A 19,177-nucleotide genomic window follows, 5' to 3' on the forward strand; every position below is an offset into this window, starting at 1 on the left:
TATTTTGCTCCCCAAAAAGGGTTGTAGCAAGATGAAAGCTAAAAACCAAAGTCATGAGACACGGAAAGAAATTTAATCATTTAGGAAGACAAACGGCACACAGAAAGGCAATGTTAGCTAATATGGGATGTTCTTTAATAGAGCACAAACGTATTAACACAACTGTAGCTAAAGCGAAAGCTTTTCGTACGTTTATTGAGCCTATTATTACTAAATCTAAAACAGATACTACTCATAATCGTCGTACAGTATTTAGCTATTTACGTAGCAAAGAAGCTGTAACGGAATTATTTAAAGAAGTTTCTGTAAAGATTGGAGATAGACCAGGAGGATATGTTCGTATCATCAAATTAGGAAACCGTCAGGGGGATAATGCTCCTATGGCAATGGTAGAATTAGTTGATTACAACGAAATATACAATCCGAAAGGAAATAAAGCTAAAAAGAATACACGTCGTAGTCGTCGTGGTGGAGCTAAGACTGCTGATGCAGCTGTTGAAACTCAAACTTCACAAGAAGAAGAATAAAAATGAAAATTTTTATAAATTATATCAAAGGGATAAACATTTAATGTTTATCCCTTTTTTTTTATTTATTTTTGCAAACAAAATATTACACAACACATACTAAATGAAATATCAACAACGTAAAAAAGCACTAGTTTTGTTAGCAGACGGAACTATTTTCTATGGAAAATCTATTGGAATAGAAGGTACTTCAACTGGAGAAATTTGTTTCAATACAGGTATGACTGGTTATCAAGAAATTTTTACAGATCCTTCTTATTTCGGTCAACTTATGGTAGCAACAAATGCTCATATTGGAAATTATGGTGTCAATAATGATGAAGTAGAATCTGAAGGAATTAAAATAGCAGGATTAATTTGTCGTAATTTTAGTTTTACACATTCACGTAAAGATTCTGATGGAAGTTTATTTGATTGGTTTAAAAAGCATAATTTAGTTGCTATCTCAGACGTAGATACAAGAGCATTAGTTGCTTATATTAGAGATAATGGTTCAATGAATGCTATTATTTCAACTGATGTAGATAATATAGAGGTATTAAAAAAACAATTAACAGATATACCTAATATGGATGGTTTGGAGTTGGCTTCTAAAGTATCTACTAAAGAAGCATATTTTGTTGGGAATGAAAATTCAGAGATAAAAATATCAGCATTAGATATTGGTATTAAAAAGAATATATTAAGAAATTTAGTTAAAAGAGGAGCTTATGTAAAAGTATTCCCTTACAATACTACTTTTGAGGATATGAGTGAATTCAATCCTGATGGCTATTTTCTTTCAAATGGACCCGGTGATCCAGAGCCTTTAATAGATGCTCAAAACACAGCTAAAGAAATTATTAAAAGAAATTTACCTTTATTTGGTATTTGTTTAGGGCATCAGGTAATAGCATTAGCTAACGGAATATCAACGTATAAAATGCATCATGGGCATAGAGGTATAAATCACCCTGTAAAAAATTTATTGACAGGTAAAGGTGAAATAACCTCACAAAACCATGGTTTTGCAATTTCTAGAGAAGAAACAGAAGCTCATGATGATATTGAAATTACGCACCTACATTTAAATGATCATACTGTTGCTGGTATTAGAATGAAGTCTAAAAATGTATTTTCTGTTCAGTATCACCCAGAAGCAAGTCCTGGACCACACGATGCTGAATACTTATTTGATGAATTTATAGAGAATATCAAAAAAGCAAAAACTGAAGCATAATTATTTTATTAAAATAAATTTCAATTTCTAAATTAGAATTATAAAAATTAAGATTCCCGTACATTAAACGTTACGGGAATCTATATTAAAAATAAACAACTATGAGTATTATAATCAACATTCACGCACGTCAAATTTTTGATTCAAGAGGTAATCCAACTGTAGAGGTAGATGTTACTACAGAAAATGGTGTTATTGGTAGGGCAGCAGTTCCTTCAGGAGCTTCTACAGGAGAACACGAAGCTGTTGAATTACGTGATGGCGGAAAAGATTATATGGGTAAAGGAGTGTTAAACGCTGTAAAAAATGTTAATACCTTAATTTCTCAAGAATTATTAGGAGTATCTGTTTTTGAACAAAACATGATTGATCAACTTATGATTGATTTAGATGGTACTCCAAACAAATCTGTTTTAGGAGCCAATGCTATTTTAGGTGTTTCTTTAGCTGTAGCAAAAGCTGCTGCAAATGAGTTAGGTTTACCTTTATATAGATATATTGGTGGTGTTTCTGCAAATACATTACCTGTTCCAATGATGAATATCATTAACGGAGGATCACATTCTGATGCACCAATAGCATTTCAAGAATTTATGATAATGCCTGTTAAAGCTAAAAATTTTACAGAAGCAATGAAAATTGGTTCTGAAATTTTTCATCATTTAAAAAATGTTTTACATGATAGAAATTTATCAACAGCAGTTGGAGATGAAGGAGGTTTTGCTCCAACTTTAGACGGTACTGAAGATGCTATTGAAACAATTGCTTTAGCAACTAAAAATGCAGGATACAAATTTGGAGAAGAAGTGATGATTGCTTTAGATTGTGCTGCTGCTGAATTTTTTGTTGATGGTAAATATGATTACACTAAGTTTGAAGGACCTAAAGGAAAAATCAGAACAAGTAAAGAACAAGCAGATTATTTAGCTTCTTTAGCTGAAAAATATCCTATTATTTCTATTGAAGATGGTATGGATGAAAACGACTGGGAAGGTTGGAAATATTTAACTGAAATTTCGGGTGATAAAGTACAATTAGTAGGTGATGATTTATTTGTAACTAATGTAGCACGTTTATCTAGAGGAATTGAAAATGGAATTGCAAATTCAATTTTAATTAAAGTAAACCAAATAGGAACTTTAACTGAAACAATTTCAGCAGTAAATATGGCACATAACGCAGGGTATACTTCTGTTATGAGTCATCGTTCGGGTGAAACAGAAGATAATACTATTGCAGATTTAGCTGTTGCTTTAAACTGTGGTCAAATTAAAACTGGTTCGGCTTCTCGTTCAGATAGAATGGCAAAATACAACCAATTATTACGTATTGAAGAAGAGTTAGACGGAACAGCTTATTTTCCACAAGACAAAGCTTTTAAAATAAAATAATTATCTGTTTTACAATATTATTAAAACTCATGCTTTTTAGCATGAGTTTTTTAGTTTCTAAATTATAAAATGGATATGTTTGTTTATTAAGACTTAAAAATAGAGAATATAAAAAAGTATACTTACTGGTGTTTTTATTGCTAAATTCTTACCAAAATCAAATAGTAGATCTAGATAAAGTGGGCATTATAATTTAAAATAAATAGTTTTACCCCAAGGTAAATTTACTTTTAGTTCTAAAGAACCTTTAATAAATCAAAAGAGATTAAAGAAGCTTATTCTGACAATATTTATGAAAAAGGATTTATCCCTTTAGAGCCAATTATTAATTCAAGTAATACTTATTATTAGAAAAAATAATTAATAAAAAAGAAAGATAAATATATAGATACTGGTGGAGGTTTTGATTATTTATGGAGTTGCTAGAAGAGGAAGTGAGTGGAGAGGTTTAAGATTGTTATACAAATAAAGAATATGAAAAAAATAATAACATCAATAATTTTATTGTTTTCTTTAGTGTTAAATGCACAAGAAAAAAATACTGAAACAGTATGGAGAGTTAATTTTTTAAACCCAGGAGTAGAATATGAAATTACTACAGGAAATAATACAACACTTTCTGTTGGTTTAGGTATTGGTTATAGTGGTAGTTATTCACATACAAGTGTTGGAGGTGGTAACGGTTTTATTACATCTTTTAATCCTTTTGCAGATATACAACATAAATGGTTTTATAATTTAGATAAACGTAAAAAGAAAAGTTTAAAATCAGCTAATAATTCAGGTAATTTTCTGTCAGCTAGATTTTTAACAAGAAGCGAATCGTTATTAGGTAATTCTAACGGTACCGATGGTTTAGATTTTGCAGTAGGGCCCACATGGGGAATTCAACGTACATATGGTGAGAATTTTCATTTTTTGTTTGATATGGGGCCTATTTATTATTTTGATACTAATGGTAAAGGGTATTATTTTCCGTTAATGATTCAATTAAATTTAGGGTTTGATATATAATATATGAAAAATAATTATTATACAGTATTTATTTATGTATAACTCATTTTAGTATAGCTCAAATAAGTATACATGATGCGATAAAAGCAGCAAATGAATTAGCAAAATCTGATATAAATGATGAAGAATTAACACCTAAGTTTATTAATACACTAACACTAGGTTTTTCACTTCCATCAAAAATAAATTACCACTATAATAATGGTGATGGAGAGTATTTAAAACGAAGATTATCCTTTGATTTTTTTTACAATATCAATTATCCTGTATTTAAAAAAGTAACAATAGGAGGAGTTGTAGGTATTCAGCATCAATCACAAGGTAGTATAACAGGTTTGAAACTAGGAGGAGCCTTAAGATATTTTTTTAAAAATTATGAGTCTACAAACTTTTATTTAATGACAGCACGAAGCATAGCTATTTCAAATGCTATTAAAAACGCAGGAGGTTATGGTAATGTGCGATTTGGATTACAATTTCCTATTAAAGAATTAACAGATTATGATAATTTTAGGATTATTTTCAATGTTTTTTGGGATAACGATTCCTATGCTTTAAAAAAGCCTCTTTTAAATAAAGAATTACCTAACGAGATAACTTTTCATGGAGGCTATGGCTTAGCTATAGGATTACAGTTTTAAGTTGTGAGTTTTTTTGTTTTAGGTATATTTTTTCATTTTTTTGATATGAAAAATCTGTAGGGGCTCACTTTTAAAATACTTTAAAAAATGGTATATTCGCAACTCACTTCAACCTAAAAAAAAGAGATAAAATGTCAGATATAGCAAAACTACAAATAGGTGACAATACGTATGAGTTTCCGTTAATAAAAGGAACAGAAAATGAAACTGCAATTGATATTAAAACATTAAGAGGGGTTTCTAACGGTGTTATTACTATAGATCCAGGATATAAAAATACAGGTTCATGTCAAAGTGCTATTACTTTTTTAGATGGTGAAGAAGGTATTTTAAGATATAGAGGCTATTCTATAGAAGAATTGGCAGAAAAAGCAGATTTTTTAGAGGTGGCTTTTTTATTGATTTTTGGAGAGTTACCAACATATGATGAATTAGAAAAGTTTAAGAAAGATATTTGTGCGCAATCTATTGTAGATGAAGATATTAGAAAGATAGTAGATGCTTTTCCTAGAACAGCACATCCAATGGGTGTTATTTCATCATTAACATCAGCTTTAACAGCATTTAACCCTACTTCTGTAAATGTAGATTCAGAAGAAGAAATGTATAATGCTATTGTTAAAATTTTAGGTAAATTCCCTGTGTTAGTAGCATGGACAATGCGTAAAAAACAAGGACTTCCATTAGATTATGGAGACTGTAATTTAGGATATGTAGAAAATACCTATAAAATGATGTTTAAACAACCTAATAAAGACTATGTTAGAAATGAAGTAGTTGTTAATGCATTAAATAAATTATTAATATTACATGCCGATCATGAACAAAACTGTTCAACATCTACGGTAAGAATTGTAGGATCTTCTCATGCAGGTTTATTTGCTTCTTTATCGGCCGGAATATCAGCTCTTTGGGGTCCATTACATGGTGGAGCAAATCAAGCCGTATTAGAAATGCTTGAAGCTATTAAAGCTGATGGAGGAGATACTAAAAAGTATATGGCAAAGGCGAAAGATAAAAATGATCCGTTCCGTTTAATGGGATTTGGACATCGTGTTTATAAAAATTTTGATCCAAGAGCTAAAATTATAAAAATTGCGGCTGAAGAAGTTTTAAATGATTTAGGAATTGATGACCCTATATTAGATATTGCAAAAGGATTGGCAGAAGAAGCATTAAGTGATCCTTATTTTGTTGATAGAAAATTATATCCAAATGTAGACTTTTATTCAGGAATAATTTACCGAGCAATGGGAGTTCCTGTAGAAATGTTTACAGTAATGTTTGCATTAGGCCGTTTACCTGGTTGGATTGCACAATGGAAAGAAATGCGCTTAGGAAAAGAACCAATAGGTCGTCCACGTCAAGTGTATATAGGTGAAAATATTCGAGTATTTAAAGAGGTTAATGAAAGGTAATTAAAAAATAAAAATGCCATTTTAAATGGCATTTTTTATACATAAAAATAAGATTAGTAACCAATAGAATAAATTAACAATGGGTACAATAAAAATTATAAAAAACAGATCTGATATTGGTGCAGGAACACGAGGTGCTGATATGGGGATTGATGCTATTGAAATAGCCGCTATTAATCAGGATAATGATTTTTTTAATCGCTACGAATCTGAAGATGTAATTACAGAAAACGAATCTATTTATAATAAAAAAAACAACTCATTTGGTAAACAAATAAATAGTGTTTTTAATCAGTGTAAAAGAGTAAGTAATCATGTAAAAGTAAACTTACAAGAAGGTAATTTTCCTATTGTTATCTCTGGTGATCATTCATCAGCTTTAGGAACTATTAGTGGTGTTAAAGCAGCACACCCAACAAAAAGAGTAGGTGTAGTTTGGATTGATGCTCATGGAGATTTACACTCGCCTTACACTTCACCATCAGGAAATATTCACGGCATGCCTTTATCAGCAGTTATTTCTGATGATAATTTAGATTGTCAAATAAACGATGTAGATAGGGAAACAGCTGAGTTGTGGGATAGAATGAAAAATATTGGAACACCTGGCCAAAAAGTTTTACCTGAAGATATTGTATTTTTTGGAGTTAGAGATACTGAAGAACCTGAAGAGAAACAGATGGAAAAGTATGGTATTAAAAACTATATGGTTGCAGAGGTTCGTTATAGAGGTTTGGAGGTGTGTGTAAATGAAGCATTAACTAAATTAGCTAACTGTGATATTATTTATGTATCTTTTGATGTTGATGCAATGGATTGCGACATGATTTCTTACGGTACAGGTACACCAGTAGCAAAAGGTTTTGATGACAAAGAAATCGTTAAAATTATTAATGGTTTATTAGCTAGTAAAAAAGTAGCTTGTGTTGAATTTGTAGAAGTTAACCCTTTATTAGATTTAAAAGGAAACAAAATGGCAGAAACAGCTTTTGATGTTTTAAGTCAAGTTGCAGAAACTATAAAGGCATTATAAAAAAAAATATTTTTTATAAAGTTTAAAGGTTGTCTTTTCTTATTAAAAAAGACAACCTTTATTAATTTACAATACTCCTTATTATAATCTAGTTATTCCTGTAATATGAGGTTTACCACTTAAAGGTTGGTAAATTTCAATAATAGCTTCCCACATAACTTCTGCAGGAGGTATAGATGCATTACATTTAAAACGATAGTTTACACCAGCTACAATTTGTGTTGATACTTCATTAGGTGTATAAGTTACTCCTACAAATCCATTTAAAGCTTCGTTAAATACTTTACGATCTTCAGTAGTTAATGGGTGGTAAGCAGTCCATCCTCCTACAAATGTTTCTTTTTTAGTTAAAGTTTCAGTACTCATAATAAATTGGGTTAGTTTACCTACTCATAAGGCCTTTCGGTTACCGCCTTCTGTTATTAGTTTTACAGAAAAAACCGTTTTTTTAAGTGATTACTGCTTCACTGTTACCAAATTTATAAGAAAAAAATAAAGGTTTAAAAACAAATGGTATGATTGCATAAAATTTAAGTACAAGCGAATAAAAATTAGGGATAGGAAGTGAAAATTAGAAGAAAAAAAGCTATTTTTTTAATTAAAAGCCTACATTTGCAAAGTAAACTTTAGGAGTAGCTATTAAATTAGTTTGAGAAACATCCTTAGAACCTGATTTGGTTAATACCAGCGTAGGAAAAAGTTATGTTCGATAATATATCGAAATACTACCATTTGGTTTACAGTAATATTTTATAAATATGATTACTATAAAAGTTAACCAAAAAGACCATCAAATTTTAGAAAATTTAACACTACAAGACCTCGTTGAAAATTTAAAAATTCAAACGAATGGAATTGCTATTGCATTAAATAGTAGTGTGGTTAAAAAAACAGATTGGTCTTTAAAGTTACTTCAACATAATGATGATATTTTAATTATAAAATCAACTCAAGGAGGATAAAACTCAGGTTGATTTTTATTTAAAAAGGTAAAAGAAAAACTAAATTATCAAATGAAGAACAAAGACACTGCACCAAAACAAGACGGAATTACAAGAAGCCCATTTCCGAATTCAAAGAAAATTTATGTAAACGGAACAATTCACCCGAAAATTAAAGTAGCAATGCGTGAAATTTCGTTAAGTGATACGGTCGATTCTATGACCAAAAAGAAAACACCAAACGAACCAGTAACTGTTTATGATACTTCAGGACCATATACTGATCCTAGTAAAGAAATTGACGTACATGCAGGAATTGAAAGAATCCGTGAACCTTGGATTAAAGAACGTGGTGATGTAGAACAATTAACGGAGTTTTCTTCAAAATACTGTAACGAACGTTTAAATGATACTAGTTTAGATCATATGCGTTTTAAGTTATTAAAAAATCCTTTACGTGCTAAAAAAGGACAAAATGTAACACAATTACATTACGCTAAAAAAGGAATCATTACGCCAGAAATGGAATATATCGCTATTCGTGAAAATCAACGAATAGATGAAATGACCGAAATTAGAAAACAACATAAAGGAGAGCATTTTGGTGCTAATATCCCAGATAAAATTACACCAGAATTTGTAAGATCAGAAGTTGCAAGAGGTCGTGCAATTATTCCATCAAATATAAATCATCCAGAAGCAGAACCTATGATTTTAGGTAGAAACTTCTTAGTGAAAATAAATGCAAATATTGGTAATTCTGCTGTAACATCTTCTATTGAAGAAGAAGTAGAAAAAGCAGTTTGGGCTTGTCGTTGGGGAGCAGATAATATTATGGATTTATCTACAGGAGAAAATATTCACGAAACTCGTGAGTGGATTATCCGTAACTCACCAGTACCAGTAGGAACAGTGCCAATTTATCAAGCATTAGAAAAGGTAAACGGTGTTGCTGAAGATTTAACATGGGAAATTTTCCGTGATACTTTAATAGAACAAGCTGAACAAGGAGTTGATTATTTTACCATTCACGCAGGAGTTTTATTACGTTACGTACCAATGACTGCAAAACGTGTTACAGGAATCGTTTCTCGTGGAGGTTCTATTATGGCAAAATGGTGTTTAGCACATCATAAAGAAAGCTTTTTATATACACATTTCGAAGATATTTGTGAAATATTAAAACAGTACGATGTTGCCTTTTCTTTAGGTGATGGATTACGCCCTGGTTCGGTAGCAGATGCTAATGACGAAGCACAATTTGCTGAGTTAGAAACATTAGGAGAGTTAACACAAATAGCTCGTAAGCACGAAGTACAGTGTTTTATAGAAGGACCAGGTCACGTGCCAATGCACATGATTAAAGAGAATATGGAGAAGCAAATTGAACTTTGCGACGAAGCTCCTTTTTACACTTTAGGACCTTTAACTACAGATATTGCACCAGGTTATGACCATATTACTTCAGGAATTGGAGCAGCTATGATTGGTTGGTACGGATGTGCAATGTTATGTTATGTAACACCAAAAGAACATTTAGGATTACCAAATAAAGAAGACGTAAGAGTAGGAGTAATTACTTATAAATTAGCGGCTCATGCTGCCGATTTAGCAAAAGGACATCCAGGTTCTCAGCACAGAGATAATGCTTTAAGTATGGCTCGTTTTGAATTCCGTTGGGAAGATCAGTTTAATTTAGGATTAGATCCTGAACGTGCTCGTGAATATCATGATGAAACTTTACCTGCTGCCGGAGCTAAAATTGCGCACTTTTGTTCTATGTGTGGTCCAAAATTCTGTTCAATGAAAATTTCACAAGAGGTTCGTGATTTTGCTGCCGTTAACGACATTGTAGACAATGAAGTAATCGCCAAAGGAATGGAAGAGAAATCAAAAGAATTTATAGAAAAAGGATCAGAAGTATATTTATAAAATAAAAGTAAGAAGAAGAGGAAGAAAAAAAGAAGAAGAAGAAGATGGAGGTTCCTACGCCTTGAAAAAAGGCGTAGTCGGGCTTTCCGTTATATCTTTTTTATTTTGAAAAAAAATAAAAAAGGATGCCACTGCAATCCCTAACCCAAAAAAAAGCCCCCCGTAACGTCCCCCGTTATTATTAAAAAGTAGCGTGTAAGTAATTTGCCGTTCCAAGAATAAATTACTTTATTTTTACCGAAATAAGTATCCATAAAATTAAACGAATATGATAGTCCTTATATCCCCAGAAAAAGATGTAAAAAATGAAGTACAAATATTACATCAATTATTTGAAGCTGGTTTGGAGTATTATCATTTAAGAAAACCATTTAAAAATTACGAAGCGCATGTTTCCTATTTAAATGAGGTATCAGAAAAATACCATAATCGAATAGTAACACATTATTTTCATAAACTAGTCAATGAATATTCTTTAAAAGGAATTCATTTTCAAGAACAAAAAAGGCGTGATGCGTTAGAAAATGGCAGTCGTTATTTTATAGGTTTACAAATGTTAGGTAAAACAATGAGTAGTTCTTTTCATGAGCCTGAAGAGTTATCGGCTTGTGATATCGAATTTGATTACCATTTATTAAGTCCTGTTTTTTCATCTATCTCAAAAAAAGGATACGAAGGAAGAAATTTTGATGTCAATAATATTGATAAAACAATTGTAGGTATGGGCGGAATTACAACTAAAACCATAGCGCCAACCATTGAATTAGGTTTTCAAGGAATTGGTGTTTTAGGTGGTGTTTGGAATTCTGAAAATCCTGTAGAAAGTTTTAAAAACATCCAAAAAGAGTTTGATTCATTACAATAAAGCGTTGAAATTTGAAAACACAAAATTACATACTCACCATTGCAGGGCTTGACCCGTCAAGTGGTGCGGGCATTACTTCAGATATTAAAACCTTTGAAGCACATGGTTTGTATGGATTGTCAGTATGTACCGCTGTTACGGTTCAAAATGATATCGCTTTTAAAAATTGTATTTGGATTGAAGAACAAATAATATTAAATCAGATTGAAATATTATTTGAACGTTTTACAATTACAGTTGTTAAAGTAGGAATTATTCAATCTTGGGAAATTTTACTAAATGTTATTCTGAAATTAAAGAAATTAAATCCTAAAATTAAAATTGTTTTAGACCCTATTTTAAAAGCAAGTGCAGGGTTTAATTTTCATCAAAAAGAAAATTTAAAAGTATTTGAAAAAGTGTTGTATAATTGTGCTATTGTAACACCTAATTATGATGAAATAAAAGCCTTATTTCCGAGTAAAAATATAACGGAAACTATTGATTTTATTTCAGAAAAAACAAACATCTATTTAAAAGGAGGGCATAGAACAGATAAAAAAGGTTGGGATGCCGTTTATTATAATAAAATAGTACAACTAAATATTCCGCCTATAGCCAATACTGTTTTCGAAAAACATGGAAGTGGTTGTGTTTTATCATCCGCTTTAGCAGCTAACTTAGCGTTAGAATTTTCATTAGAAGATGCTTGTAAAAACACAAAATGGTATGCCGAACAATTTTTGAATTCAAACAAATCGTTACTAGGAACGCATAATTATAAACCTAATTATTAAAAGATGATAAGTAAATTACAGTACATAACACAAGGGAAAACAGCACAAAATCATTTAGATAATATTCAAACAGCTTGTGCATCGGGTGCAGAATGGGTACAATTACGATTAAAAGGTTTTGATCCTAAAACAATTTTAGAAACCGCAAAGAAAGCCAGAGAATTAACGGCTCATTATCAAACAAGATTAATTATAAACGATTACTACAAAGTTGCCAAAGAGGTAAATGCAGATGGTGTTCATTTAGGTAAAAAAGATGATTGTCCGTTAAAAGTACGTGCTTATTTGGGTAAGTTTTATGCCATTGGAGGAACTGCAAACACATTAGAAGAATGTAAAGTTTTACTAGATAAAAAAGTAGATTATATCGGTTTAGGTCCTTTTCGTTTTACTGAAACTAAAAAGAATTTAAGCCCTGTTTTAGGAACATCAGGATATAAAAAAATAGTAGAAGAGTTACAAACAGAAACCCCAATAATTGCTATTGGAGGTATTACTTTAGATGATGTTGCAGAAATTGTACAAACAGGTATTTATGGAGTTGCTGTATCAGGAGCTATTACCAAAGATTTTACAAGTATTCCTGTTTTTCATAAAATTTTAAGTTCACCAAGCACTCAAGAACAAGTGTATAAAATGGATGACAAGTAGTTTTTTAAAAACAAAAAATGAACGATATATTAAAAATAGCAGATAAAGAATTTACATCTCGATTATTCACAGGAACAGGTAAGTTTAGTTCGTCAAAATTAATGAAAGAAGCCTTATTAGCTTCTGAAAGTGAATTGATAACCGTTGCTTTAAAAAGAGTAGATGTTCAAAATAAAGAGGACGATATTTTAACACATTTAAAACATCCTCATATTAGTTTGTTGCCAAATACATCAGGTGTTCGAACGGCAAAAGAAGCAGTTTTTGCTGCCGAATTATCAAGAGAAGCATTAGAAACAAATTGGGTTAAATTAGAAATTCATCCTGATCCTAGATATTTATTACCCGATCCTATTGAAACCTTAAAAGCTGCTGAAGAATTGGTTAAAAAAGGTTTTGTAGTGATGCCTTATATTCATGCAGACCCTGTTTTATGTAAACGTTTAGAAGATGTTGGTACACAATGTGTAATGCCATTAGGAGCACCAATAGGAAGTAATAAAGGCTTGAAAACACAAGATTTCTTAGAAATCATTATAGAGCAATCAAATGTTCCTGTAATTGTTGATGCTGGTATTGGAGCGCCATCGCATGCAGCATATGCAATGGAATTAGGAGCTGATGCAGTTTTAGTAAATACAGCAATTGCTGTATCTCAAAATCCTGTGGCAATGGCAAAAGCATTTAAAATGGCTGTTGAAGCTGGAAGAATGGCGTATGAAGCAAAACTAGCACCTGTTCAAAAACAAGCAGTAGCAAGTAGTCCGTTAACTAGTTTTTTAAATTAAAATATGAGTAATTTTAAAGAACTTTTTGATACGTATAATTGGGATGATACTTTAAAAAGTATTTTTGATAAAACAGCCGTTGCCGTAGAATATGCTTTATCAAAAGAAAAATTAGATTTAGAAGATTTTAAAGCATTAATATCGCCTGCTGCACGTCCGTATATTGAGCAAATGGCTCAAAAAAGTAGTCTGCTTACTAAAAAACGCTTTGGTAATACCATACAAATGTATGCACCAATGTATTTAAGTAACGAGTGTCAGAATATTTGTACGTATTGCGGATTTAGTATGACTAATAAAATACCTAGACGTACTTTATTGGATGCTGAAATTTTAAAAGAGGTTGCTTTTTTAAAAGATAAAGGATACGATCATATTTTGTTAGTTACGGGTGAAGCAAATAAAACAGTTGGTGTAGATTATATTAAAAATGCGATTCAGTTAATTCGTTCTCAATTTTCAAATATTACTATCGAGGTTCAGCCTTTGGATCAAGAGGAATATGAATCGTTAATTGAAGCAGGATTGTATGCTGTGTTGGTTTATCAAGAAACATATCATAGAGAGGAGTATAAGAAACATCATCCGAAGGGAAAAAAATCTAATTTTGATTATCGTTTAGATACGCCTGATAGATTAGGAAAAGCAGGAATTCATAAAATAGGATTAGGTGCTTTATTCGGATTAGAAGATTGGCGTGCTGATAGTTTTTTTACAGCATTACATTTAAAATATCTACAAAAAACATATTGGAAAACAAAGTATTCTATTTCGTTTCCAAGGTTACGCCCACATTCTGGAGGATTAGAACCAAAAGTTGAAATGACAGATAGTGATTTGGTGCAATTAATTTGTGCTTTTCGTTTGTTAGATGAAGATATTGAGCTATCAATGTCAACAAGAGAAAGTGAAGTTTTTAGAAATAATATTGTAAATTTAGGTACTACTTCTATCAGTGCAGAATCAAAAACAAACCCAGGTGGTTATACAGTTGAACCTCAGTCGTTAGAGCAGTTTGAAATTTCAGATGAAAGAAGTACCGAAGAGGTTGTTAAAATGTTAAAAAAACAAGGTTTAGAAGTGGTTTGGAAAGATTGGGAGCATTTTGAGTCTGTATAATTTATGTAATTTTACATGATTTAATTTATATCTAAAAAAATAAAATGAGCTTATTAAAAGAGGAACAAAAACAATACAACCGCCATCTTATTTTAGATAAAATTGGTTCAGTAGGGCAGTTAAAACTTAAAAATTCAAAAGTTTTAGTAATTGGTGCTGGCGGATTAGGGTGTCCTGTTTTACAATATTTAACAGCAGCAGGGGTAGGTATAATTGGAATTATTGATGATGATGAGGTTGATCAAAGTAATTTACAACGTCAAATTTTATATACGATTGATGATATTGGAGTTTCAAAAGCCGAAACTGCAGCAAAACGATTATCAAAATTAAATCCGTTTGTAAAATTTAACGTATATAAAGAACAATTAACACGATTAAATGCTATTTCATTATTTGAAGAATACGATGTTATTGTTGATGGAAGTGATAATTTTTCAACGCGTTATTTAACAAATGATGCCGCTGTAATTACAAATAAACCATTGGTGTATGGTGCTATTTTTAAATTTGAAGGACAGGTAAGTGTGTTTAATTATAAAGGTAGCGCTACCTACAGATGTTTGTACCCAACACCACCAAAACCTGATGAATCACCAAATTGTTCGCAAATAGGCGTTTTAGGTGTTTTACCCGGAATTATAGGTAGCTTACAAGCTAATGAAACTATTAAAATAATTTGTGAAATAGGTGATGTGTTAGCGAATAAACTGTTGATGTATAATACATTAACAATGCATCAAATGTTGTTAGATTTTGAAAAAAATTCAGAAGTATTAATTACACAGTTAGCTGATGATTATGATTTTTTCTGTGGAATTATTCCTGCTAAAAACGAAATTACTTTAGATGAATTACAGGCTGATTTATTAACTTATAATTTATTAGATGTTCGTGAAAACTGGGAAAGAGAAGAATATTCTATAGGAGGAAATCATATTCCTTTAGCTGAATTATCTATACGGTATAATGAGTTGAAAGTCAATAAGCCTGTAGTGGTTTACTGTAAGTCAGGAATTAGAAGTAAAAAGGCTATTTCATTTTTAGAAGATGTATTACAAAACATAAAGTTTATTAATCTTAAAAACGGTTTACTTTAATTTTTTTTATACTTAAAAGTAAAAAATTTTCTATTATTTAAAGCCATTTTGAGCATTTCAAACTTGCTTTTTTTTTGAATATAAATCAAAAAAAAGTACTCAAACAAATGCTGCAATCAAGAATAGATAATTTAATTTTTATCAAAATGAAACATACATTAACAGCATAAAAAACTCACCTATTAGGTGAGTTTTTTATTGAAACTTTATTTTTGAGTAGGTATTTTATCTACTATTAGTCTATTTTCTCTATTAGCAACTTCCCAAGCTGTATAAAAAACTAATCGAGTTCTACTTTCTAATAACTCATAGTTAATTTTATCAGGGGTATCAGTTGGTTTATGATAATCTTCATGAGTTCCGTTAAAGTAAAAAATAACAGGAATATTGTGTTTAGCAAAATTATAATGGTCAGAACGATAATAAAAACGATTCGGATCGTTTTCATCATTATATTTATAATCTAAGTTTATATTAGTGTATTTTTTATTCATTGCTTCAGATATGTTGTGTAATTCGGTACTCAATTTATCGGCACCAATTAAGTATATATAATTAGTGTTTTCAGTATGAAATTCATCTACACGGCCTATCATATCAATATTTAAATTAGTAACGGTATTTGCTAACGGAAAAATAGGGTTTTCGGTGTAGTATTTTGAACCTAGTAAGCCTTTTTCTTCTCCTGTTACATGTAAAAATAATATAGATCGTTTAGGGCCTTTACCAGCATCAGCAGCCTTTTTAAAAGCTTCAGCAATTTCTAATATTGCTACTGTACCAGAGCCGTCATCATCAGCGCCGTTATAAATTTCACCATCTTTAATTCCTTCGTGGTCTAAATGTGCAGAAATAACAATAATTTCTTCAGGATTTTCAGAACCTTTAATAAAAGCAACTACGTTTTCAGAATCTTTTAAAGTTAAATCTCTACGGTTGTTACTTAAAAAAGCACTTGGTACTTCTTGAAAATAATCACTATTACCTATAGGTGATTTAATTTTTTGATTAACGTAAAATTCCTTTAAATAGTTAACTGCTTTTTTTTGACCTGGTTCTCCGGTGTTTCTACCTTCAAACTCATCAGAAGCATATATAAACAAATGTTTACCTAAATCTTTAGCTGTAATCGTTTTTGCAAATTTCTCAGCATAATCTATATTAAAATCAGCATCAACACTTGGTGTTTCTTTACTTGCTCCACAAGCATAAAAAGCTATTAGACTTGCTATATAAAGTACTTTTTTCATTAAGTTTTTATTTTATTTGCGTTCAAAAATAACAAATAGTTAAATCGTATCAAATTTAATTTTTCTTTATCACGAACTGTTCTAATGTTTTGTTAAAACTAATAAGTTCTTTAGGAAACAATTCATCAAAAGCATTTTGATTTATAAGGTTTTTAGCAGTTCCGTTATAAATTTTTTTATCTGATAATAAAATAAATTCATCAGCTAGTTGAATGGCAAGGTTAACTTCATGTGTTGAAATTATAATTGTTTTTCCTGTTTTTTGAACTAACTGTTTTAATAATGAAAATACTTTAAAGGTATGATGAATATCTAAATGCGCTGTAGGTTCATCTAAAATAATTATTTCAGTATCCTGAGCCAAAGCACGTGCAATTAGTACCCGTTGTAATTGTCCGTCGCTAAGCTCATAAAAACGTTTGTCTTTTAAATGTTCAATAGCTGTTTGCTCAATAGCCCAAATAATTTTTTTAAGATCATTGGTTGCTAATTTATCAATCCAATTAGTATAAGGTTGCCTACCTAGGGCAATTAATTCAAAAACGGTTAGTTGGCTTTGCGGTAAACGCTCGGTTAAAACTAAACTTAAAGTAGTTGCTAATTCTTGATGTGAATACTTGCTACTGTTTTTTTGATTGATTTCTATAGTTCCTTTTAAGGGGTTTTGAACTTTAGATAAGGTACGTAATAATGTAGATTTACCAATTCCGTTTTTACCTAAAAGTGCTACAAATTTTCCTTTTTCAATAGTCAAATTAATATTAGCTGCAATTACGTTTTGTTGCTTTTTTGTTTGATAACCTATTGATAAGTTATCAACTTTAAGAACGATATTTTTTTTAGAATTAGTCAAATTTATACGTATATTTTCTTTTTTCTTACCAATAACCAAATAACAACAGGAGCACCAAATAATGATGTTATAGCATTAATAGGTAAAGTAAACTCGCTGTTAGGTAATTGAGCAATAGCATCACAAATTAATAGAGCAATAGCACCAATAATAGCACATGCAGGTAATAAAGTTTTATGGTTAGAGGTTATAAAAATCATTTTAGCAATATGAGGTATGGCAATGCCAATAAAAGCAATAGGACCTGAAAAAGCAGTAATAACTCCGGTTAATAAACTGGTGATTAATAAAATAATATTTCTACTTTTTTTAATATTAATACCTAAACTCTTTGCGTAATTTTCACCCAATAAAAAGCTGTTTAAAGGTTTTATAACGCTAAAAGTACCAATAATTCCGATAGAATAGATGCTTCCAAAAACAGCGATTTCATTCCATGATAGATTACCTAAACTACCAAAACTCCAAAATAGGTATTGTTGAATTTGTGATGCTTCGCTAAAATATGCTAATACACTAATTATTGCTGAAGTTAACGAACCAAACATTAAACCAATAACTAAAATAGACATCGTATTTCTGACTTTATTAGCAGCTATAATTACTGCCGATAAAACCAAAAAAGAACCAAGACTTGCTCCGGTAGCCATTGCCCAGTTAGAAAAAAATAACGAAGCAAATAGACCTCCAAATAAACCAGATCCTAAAATAAGTAAGGCTACGCCTAAACTAGCCCCAGATGAAATACCTAAAACAAAAGGACCTGCTAAGGGATTTCTAAATAAGGTTTGCATCAATAATCCGCAAATAGATAAGCCCGAACCAACCATTATTGCTGTAATTGCTTTGGGTAACCTAAAATTTAAAACAATAGTTTGCCAACTATCTTTAGAAGCATTACCACCTGTTAACGAATTAAAAATATCGTAAAAAGGTATTGAAACAGAACCTAAACTAATATTTAAAAAAAACAAGAAAATTAATAAAACTGATAGTATTACAAAGTGTTTTGTATATTTTTTAGAGAAGTTCAATTAGTTAATTGATTTTAAAAATTCAACTAATTTTTTAATAGCTATGCCTCGGTGGCTAATAGTGTTTTTTTCTTCTGATGTCATTTGTGCAAATGATTTATTAAACCCGTTAGGTTTAAATATAGGATCATATCCAAAACCTTCTTCTCCTTCTTTTTGAGTTAAAATTTCACCTTTACAAATTCCGTTAAATAAAAATTGATTTCCATTTAAATTTAAGCAAATAGAAGTTCTAAATTGTGCTTTTCTATTTTTATGTCCATCTAACGCTTTTAGTAATTTTTGCATATTGTTTTCTGAATTACTAGGTTCGCCAGCATAGCGTGCTGAATATACGCCTGGTTGTCCGTTTAAACTTTCAACTTCTAAACCAGTATCATCAGCAAAACAATTTAGCTCAAATTTTTTAGTAATATAGTTTGCTTTAATTTTAGCATTTGCATCTAAAGTAGTAGCTGTTTCTTCAATATCATCAAAACAATTAATATCTTTCAAAGAAAGTAACTCGATCGAATTAGGAAGCATTTTTTGTACTTCTGCTAATTTATTTAGGTTATTGGTAGCAAAAACAAGTTTCATTTATTTAATTTTTATAATAACAAATGTAACTAAAATACCCAACAAG

General features: G+C 30.6%; 20 protein-coding genes and 1 riboswitch. Of the genes, 15 read left to right on the plus strand and 5 right to left on the minus strand.

Annotated elements, in window-relative coordinates:
* Positions 1–53 precede the first annotated feature (53 nt).
* From rplQ to ACN5J4_RS10265, 7 genes are all read left to right on the plus strand, one after another.
* Positions 54–527: a 50S ribosomal protein L17 gene (gene rplQ / locus ACN5J4_RS10235; protein ID WP_418649895.1), complete on the plus strand. Its 474-nt coding sequence runs from the start codon at positions 54–56 to the stop codon at positions 525–527.
* Positions 528–630: 103 nt separating this feature from the next.
* A complete protein-coding gene (gene carA, locus ACN5J4_RS10240; RefSeq protein WP_418649896.1) occupies positions 631–1,746 on the plus strand; it encodes a glutamine-hydrolyzing carbamoyl-phosphate synthase small subunit in 1,116 nt (371 codons plus the stop codon).
* Positions 1,747–1,847: 101 nt separating this feature from the next.
* Positions 1,848–3,137 (plus strand): phosphopyruvate hydratase, encoded by a 1,290-nt coding sequence (gene eno / locus ACN5J4_RS10245; protein ID WP_418649897.1) that lies wholly within the window; start codon positions 1,848–1,850, stop codon positions 3,135–3,137.
* Between the two features lie 474 nt (positions 3,138–3,611).
* Entirely contained in the window at positions 3,612–4,151 is a 540-nt protein-coding gene (locus ACN5J4_RS10250) for a hypothetical protein (protein WP_418649898.1), read from the plus strand.
* Between the two features lie 398 nt (positions 4,152–4,549).
* Positions 4,550–4,792, plus strand: coding sequence for a hypothetical protein (locus tag ACN5J4_RS10255; RefSeq protein ID WP_418649899.1), 243 nt, complete (start codon positions 4,550–4,552; stop codon positions 4,790–4,792).
* Between the two features lie 131 nt (positions 4,793–4,923).
* Positions 4,924–6,210, plus strand: a complete 1,287-nt coding sequence (locus ACN5J4_RS10260; RefSeq protein ID WP_418649900.1) for a citrate synthase — start codon at positions 4,924–4,926, stop codon at positions 6,208–6,210.
* A 79-nt stretch (positions 6,211–6,289) separates the two neighbouring features.
* Positions 6,290–7,243 carry an arginase gene (locus tag ACN5J4_RS10265; RefSeq protein ID WP_418649901.1) on the plus strand — a complete coding sequence of 318 codons (954 nt, stop codon included), beginning with the start codon at positions 6,290–6,292 and terminating at the stop codon, positions 7,241–7,243.
* Between the two features lie 81 nt (positions 7,244–7,324).
* Here the strand turns inward: ACN5J4_RS10265 and ACN5J4_RS10270 are convergent, their stop codons facing one another.
* The gene (locus ACN5J4_RS10270; protein ID WP_418649902.1) at positions 7,325–7,609 is read right to left on the minus strand and encodes a hypothetical protein; all 285 of its coding nucleotides are present in this window, start codon (positions 7,607–7,609) and stop codon (positions 7,325–7,327) included.
* Between the two features lie 252 nt (positions 7,610–7,861).
* Positions 7,862–7,956, plus strand: a riboswitch (TPP riboswitch).
* Between the two features lie 45 nt (positions 7,957–8,001).
* Between ACN5J4_RS10270 and thiS the strand changes: the two genes are divergently transcribed.
* The 8 genes from thiS (at position 8,002) to moeB (ending at position 15,415) form a co-directional block, all read left to right on the plus strand.
* Positions 8,002–8,205 carry a sulfur carrier protein ThiS gene (gene thiS / locus ACN5J4_RS10275; RefSeq protein ID WP_418649903.1) on the plus strand — a complete coding sequence of 68 codons (204 nt, stop codon included), beginning with the start codon at positions 8,002–8,004 and terminating at the stop codon, positions 8,203–8,205.
* 51 nt (positions 8,206–8,256) lie between these two features.
* Positions 8,257–10,116 (plus strand): phosphomethylpyrimidine synthase ThiC, encoded by a 1,860-nt coding sequence (gene thiC, locus ACN5J4_RS10280; protein WP_418649904.1) that lies wholly within the window; start codon positions 8,257–8,259, stop codon positions 10,114–10,116.
* A 268-nt stretch (positions 10,117–10,384) separates the two neighbouring features.
* Positions 10,385–10,981, plus strand: a complete 597-nt coding sequence (locus ACN5J4_RS10285) for a thiamine phosphate synthase (RefSeq protein WP_418649905.1) — start codon at positions 10,385–10,387, stop codon at positions 10,979–10,981.
* Positions 10,982–10,992: 11 nt separating this feature from the next.
* A complete protein-coding gene (locus ACN5J4_RS10290; protein WP_418649906.1) occupies positions 10,993–11,757 on the plus strand; it encodes a hydroxymethylpyrimidine/phosphomethylpyrimidine kinase in 765 nt (254 codons plus the stop codon).
* A gap of 3 nt (positions 11,758–11,760) precedes the next feature.
* A complete protein-coding gene (thiE, locus tag ACN5J4_RS10295) occupies positions 11,761–12,408 on the plus strand; it encodes a thiamine phosphate synthase (RefSeq protein WP_418649907.1) in 648 nt (215 codons plus the stop codon).
* Between the two features lie 17 nt (positions 12,409–12,425).
* Entirely contained in the window at positions 12,426–13,196 is a 771-nt protein-coding gene (locus tag ACN5J4_RS10300; RefSeq protein ID WP_262909838.1) for a thiazole synthase, read from the plus strand.
* 3 nt (positions 13,197–13,199) lie between these two features.
* On the plus strand, positions 13,200–14,315 hold the full coding sequence (thiH, locus tag ACN5J4_RS10305) for a 2-iminoacetate synthase ThiH (RefSeq protein WP_418649908.1): 1,116 nt from the start codon (positions 13,200–13,202) through the stop codon (positions 14,313–14,315).
* Positions 14,316–14,359: 44 nt separating this feature from the next.
* The gene (moeB, locus tag ACN5J4_RS10310) at positions 14,360–15,415 is read left to right on the plus strand and encodes a molybdopterin-synthase adenylyltransferase MoeB (RefSeq protein ID WP_418649909.1); all 1,056 of its coding nucleotides are present in this window, start codon (positions 14,360–14,362) and stop codon (positions 15,413–15,415) included.
* Between the two features lie 206 nt (positions 15,416–15,621).
* Here the strand turns inward: moeB and ACN5J4_RS10315 are convergent, their stop codons facing one another.
* The 4 genes from ACN5J4_RS10315 to ACN5J4_RS10330 are packed head-to-tail and all read right to left on the minus strand — an operon-like array spanning position 15,622 to position 19,131.
* Positions 15,622–16,665 (minus strand): M28 family metallopeptidase, encoded by a 1,044-nt coding sequence (locus ACN5J4_RS10315; protein WP_418649910.1) that lies wholly within the window; start codon positions 16,663–16,665, stop codon positions 15,622–15,624.
* A 55-nt stretch (positions 16,666–16,720) separates the two neighbouring features.
* Entirely contained in the window at positions 16,721–17,518 is a 798-nt protein-coding gene (locus tag ACN5J4_RS10320) for an ABC transporter ATP-binding protein (protein ID WP_418649911.1), read from the minus strand.
* Between the two features lie 2 nt (positions 17,519–17,520).
* Complete coding sequence (locus tag ACN5J4_RS10325) at positions 17,521–18,552, minus strand: FecCD family ABC transporter permease (protein WP_418649912.1); 1,032 nt, start codon at positions 18,550–18,552, stop codon at positions 17,521–17,523.
* Positions 18,553–19,131, minus strand: coding sequence for a non-canonical purine NTP diphosphatase (locus ACN5J4_RS10330; protein WP_418649913.1), 579 nt, complete (start codon positions 19,129–19,131; stop codon positions 18,553–18,555).
* Positions 19,132–19,177 lie beyond the last annotated feature (46 nt).

Source organism: Tenacibaculum aestuariivivum (assembly GCF_964507685.1).
Lineage (GTDB): Bacteria > Bacteroidota > Bacteroidia > Flavobacteriales > Flavobacteriaceae > Polaribacter > Polaribacter aestuariivivum.

Bases quoted from the DNA above. Each gene is read 5' to 3' on its own strand.
- carA (WP_418649896.1), top strand. From the start codon at position 631: ATGAAATATCAACAACGTAAAAAAGCACTAGTTTTGTTAGCAGACGGA.
- eno (WP_418649897.1), top strand. From the start codon at position 1,848: ATGAGTATTATAATCAACATTCACGCACGTCAAATTTTTGATTCAAGA.
- thiE (WP_418649907.1), top strand. From the start codon at position 11,761: ATGATAAGTAAATTACAGTACATAACACAAGGGAAAACAGCACAAAAT.
- ACN5J4_RS10315 (WP_418649910.1), bottom strand. From the start codon at position 16,665: ATGAAAAAAGTACTTTATATAGCAAGTCTAATAGCTTTTTATGCTTGT.
- ACN5J4_RS10250 (WP_418649898.1), top strand. From the start codon at position 3,612: ATGAAAAAAATAATAACATCAATAATTTTATTGTTTTCTTTAGTGTTA.
- thiS (WP_418649903.1), top strand. From the start codon at position 8,002: ATGATTACTATAAAAGTTAACCAAAAAGACCATCAAATTTTAGAAAAT.
- thiH (WP_418649908.1), top strand. From the start codon at position 13,200: ATGAGTAATTTTAAAGAACTTTTTGATACGTATAATTGGGATGATACT.
- ACN5J4_RS10330 (WP_418649913.1), bottom strand. From the start codon at position 19,131: ATGAAACTTGTTTTTGCTACCAATAACCTAAATAAATTAGCAGAAGTA.
- ACN5J4_RS10300 (WP_262909838.1), top strand. From the start codon at position 12,426: ATGAACGATATATTAAAAATAGCAGATAAAGAATTTACATCTCGATTA.
- ACN5J4_RS10270 (WP_418649902.1), bottom strand. From the start codon at position 7,609: ATGAGTACTGAAACTTTAACTAAAAAAGAAACATTTGTAGGAGGATGG.
- thiC (WP_418649904.1), top strand. From the start codon at position 8,257: ATGAAGAACAAAGACACTGCACCAAAACAAGACGGAATTACAAGAAGC.
- ACN5J4_RS10260 (WP_418649900.1), top strand. From the start codon at position 4,924: ATGTCAGATATAGCAAAACTACAAATAGGTGACAATACGTATGAGTTT.
- rplQ (WP_418649895.1), top strand. From the start codon at position 54: ATGAGACACGGAAAGAAATTTAATCATTTAGGAAGACAAACGGCACAC.
- ACN5J4_RS10265 (WP_418649901.1), top strand. From the start codon at position 6,290: ATGGGTACAATAAAAATTATAAAAAACAGATCTGATATTGGTGCAGGA.
- ACN5J4_RS10255 (WP_418649899.1), top strand. From the start codon at position 4,550: ATGACAGCACGAAGCATAGCTATTTCAAATGCTATTAAAAACGCAGGA.
- moeB (WP_418649909.1), top strand. From the start codon at position 14,360: ATGAGCTTATTAAAAGAGGAACAAAAACAATACAACCGCCATCTTATT.
- ACN5J4_RS10285 (WP_418649905.1), top strand. From the start codon at position 10,385: ATGATAGTCCTTATATCCCCAGAAAAAGATGTAAAAAATGAAGTACAA.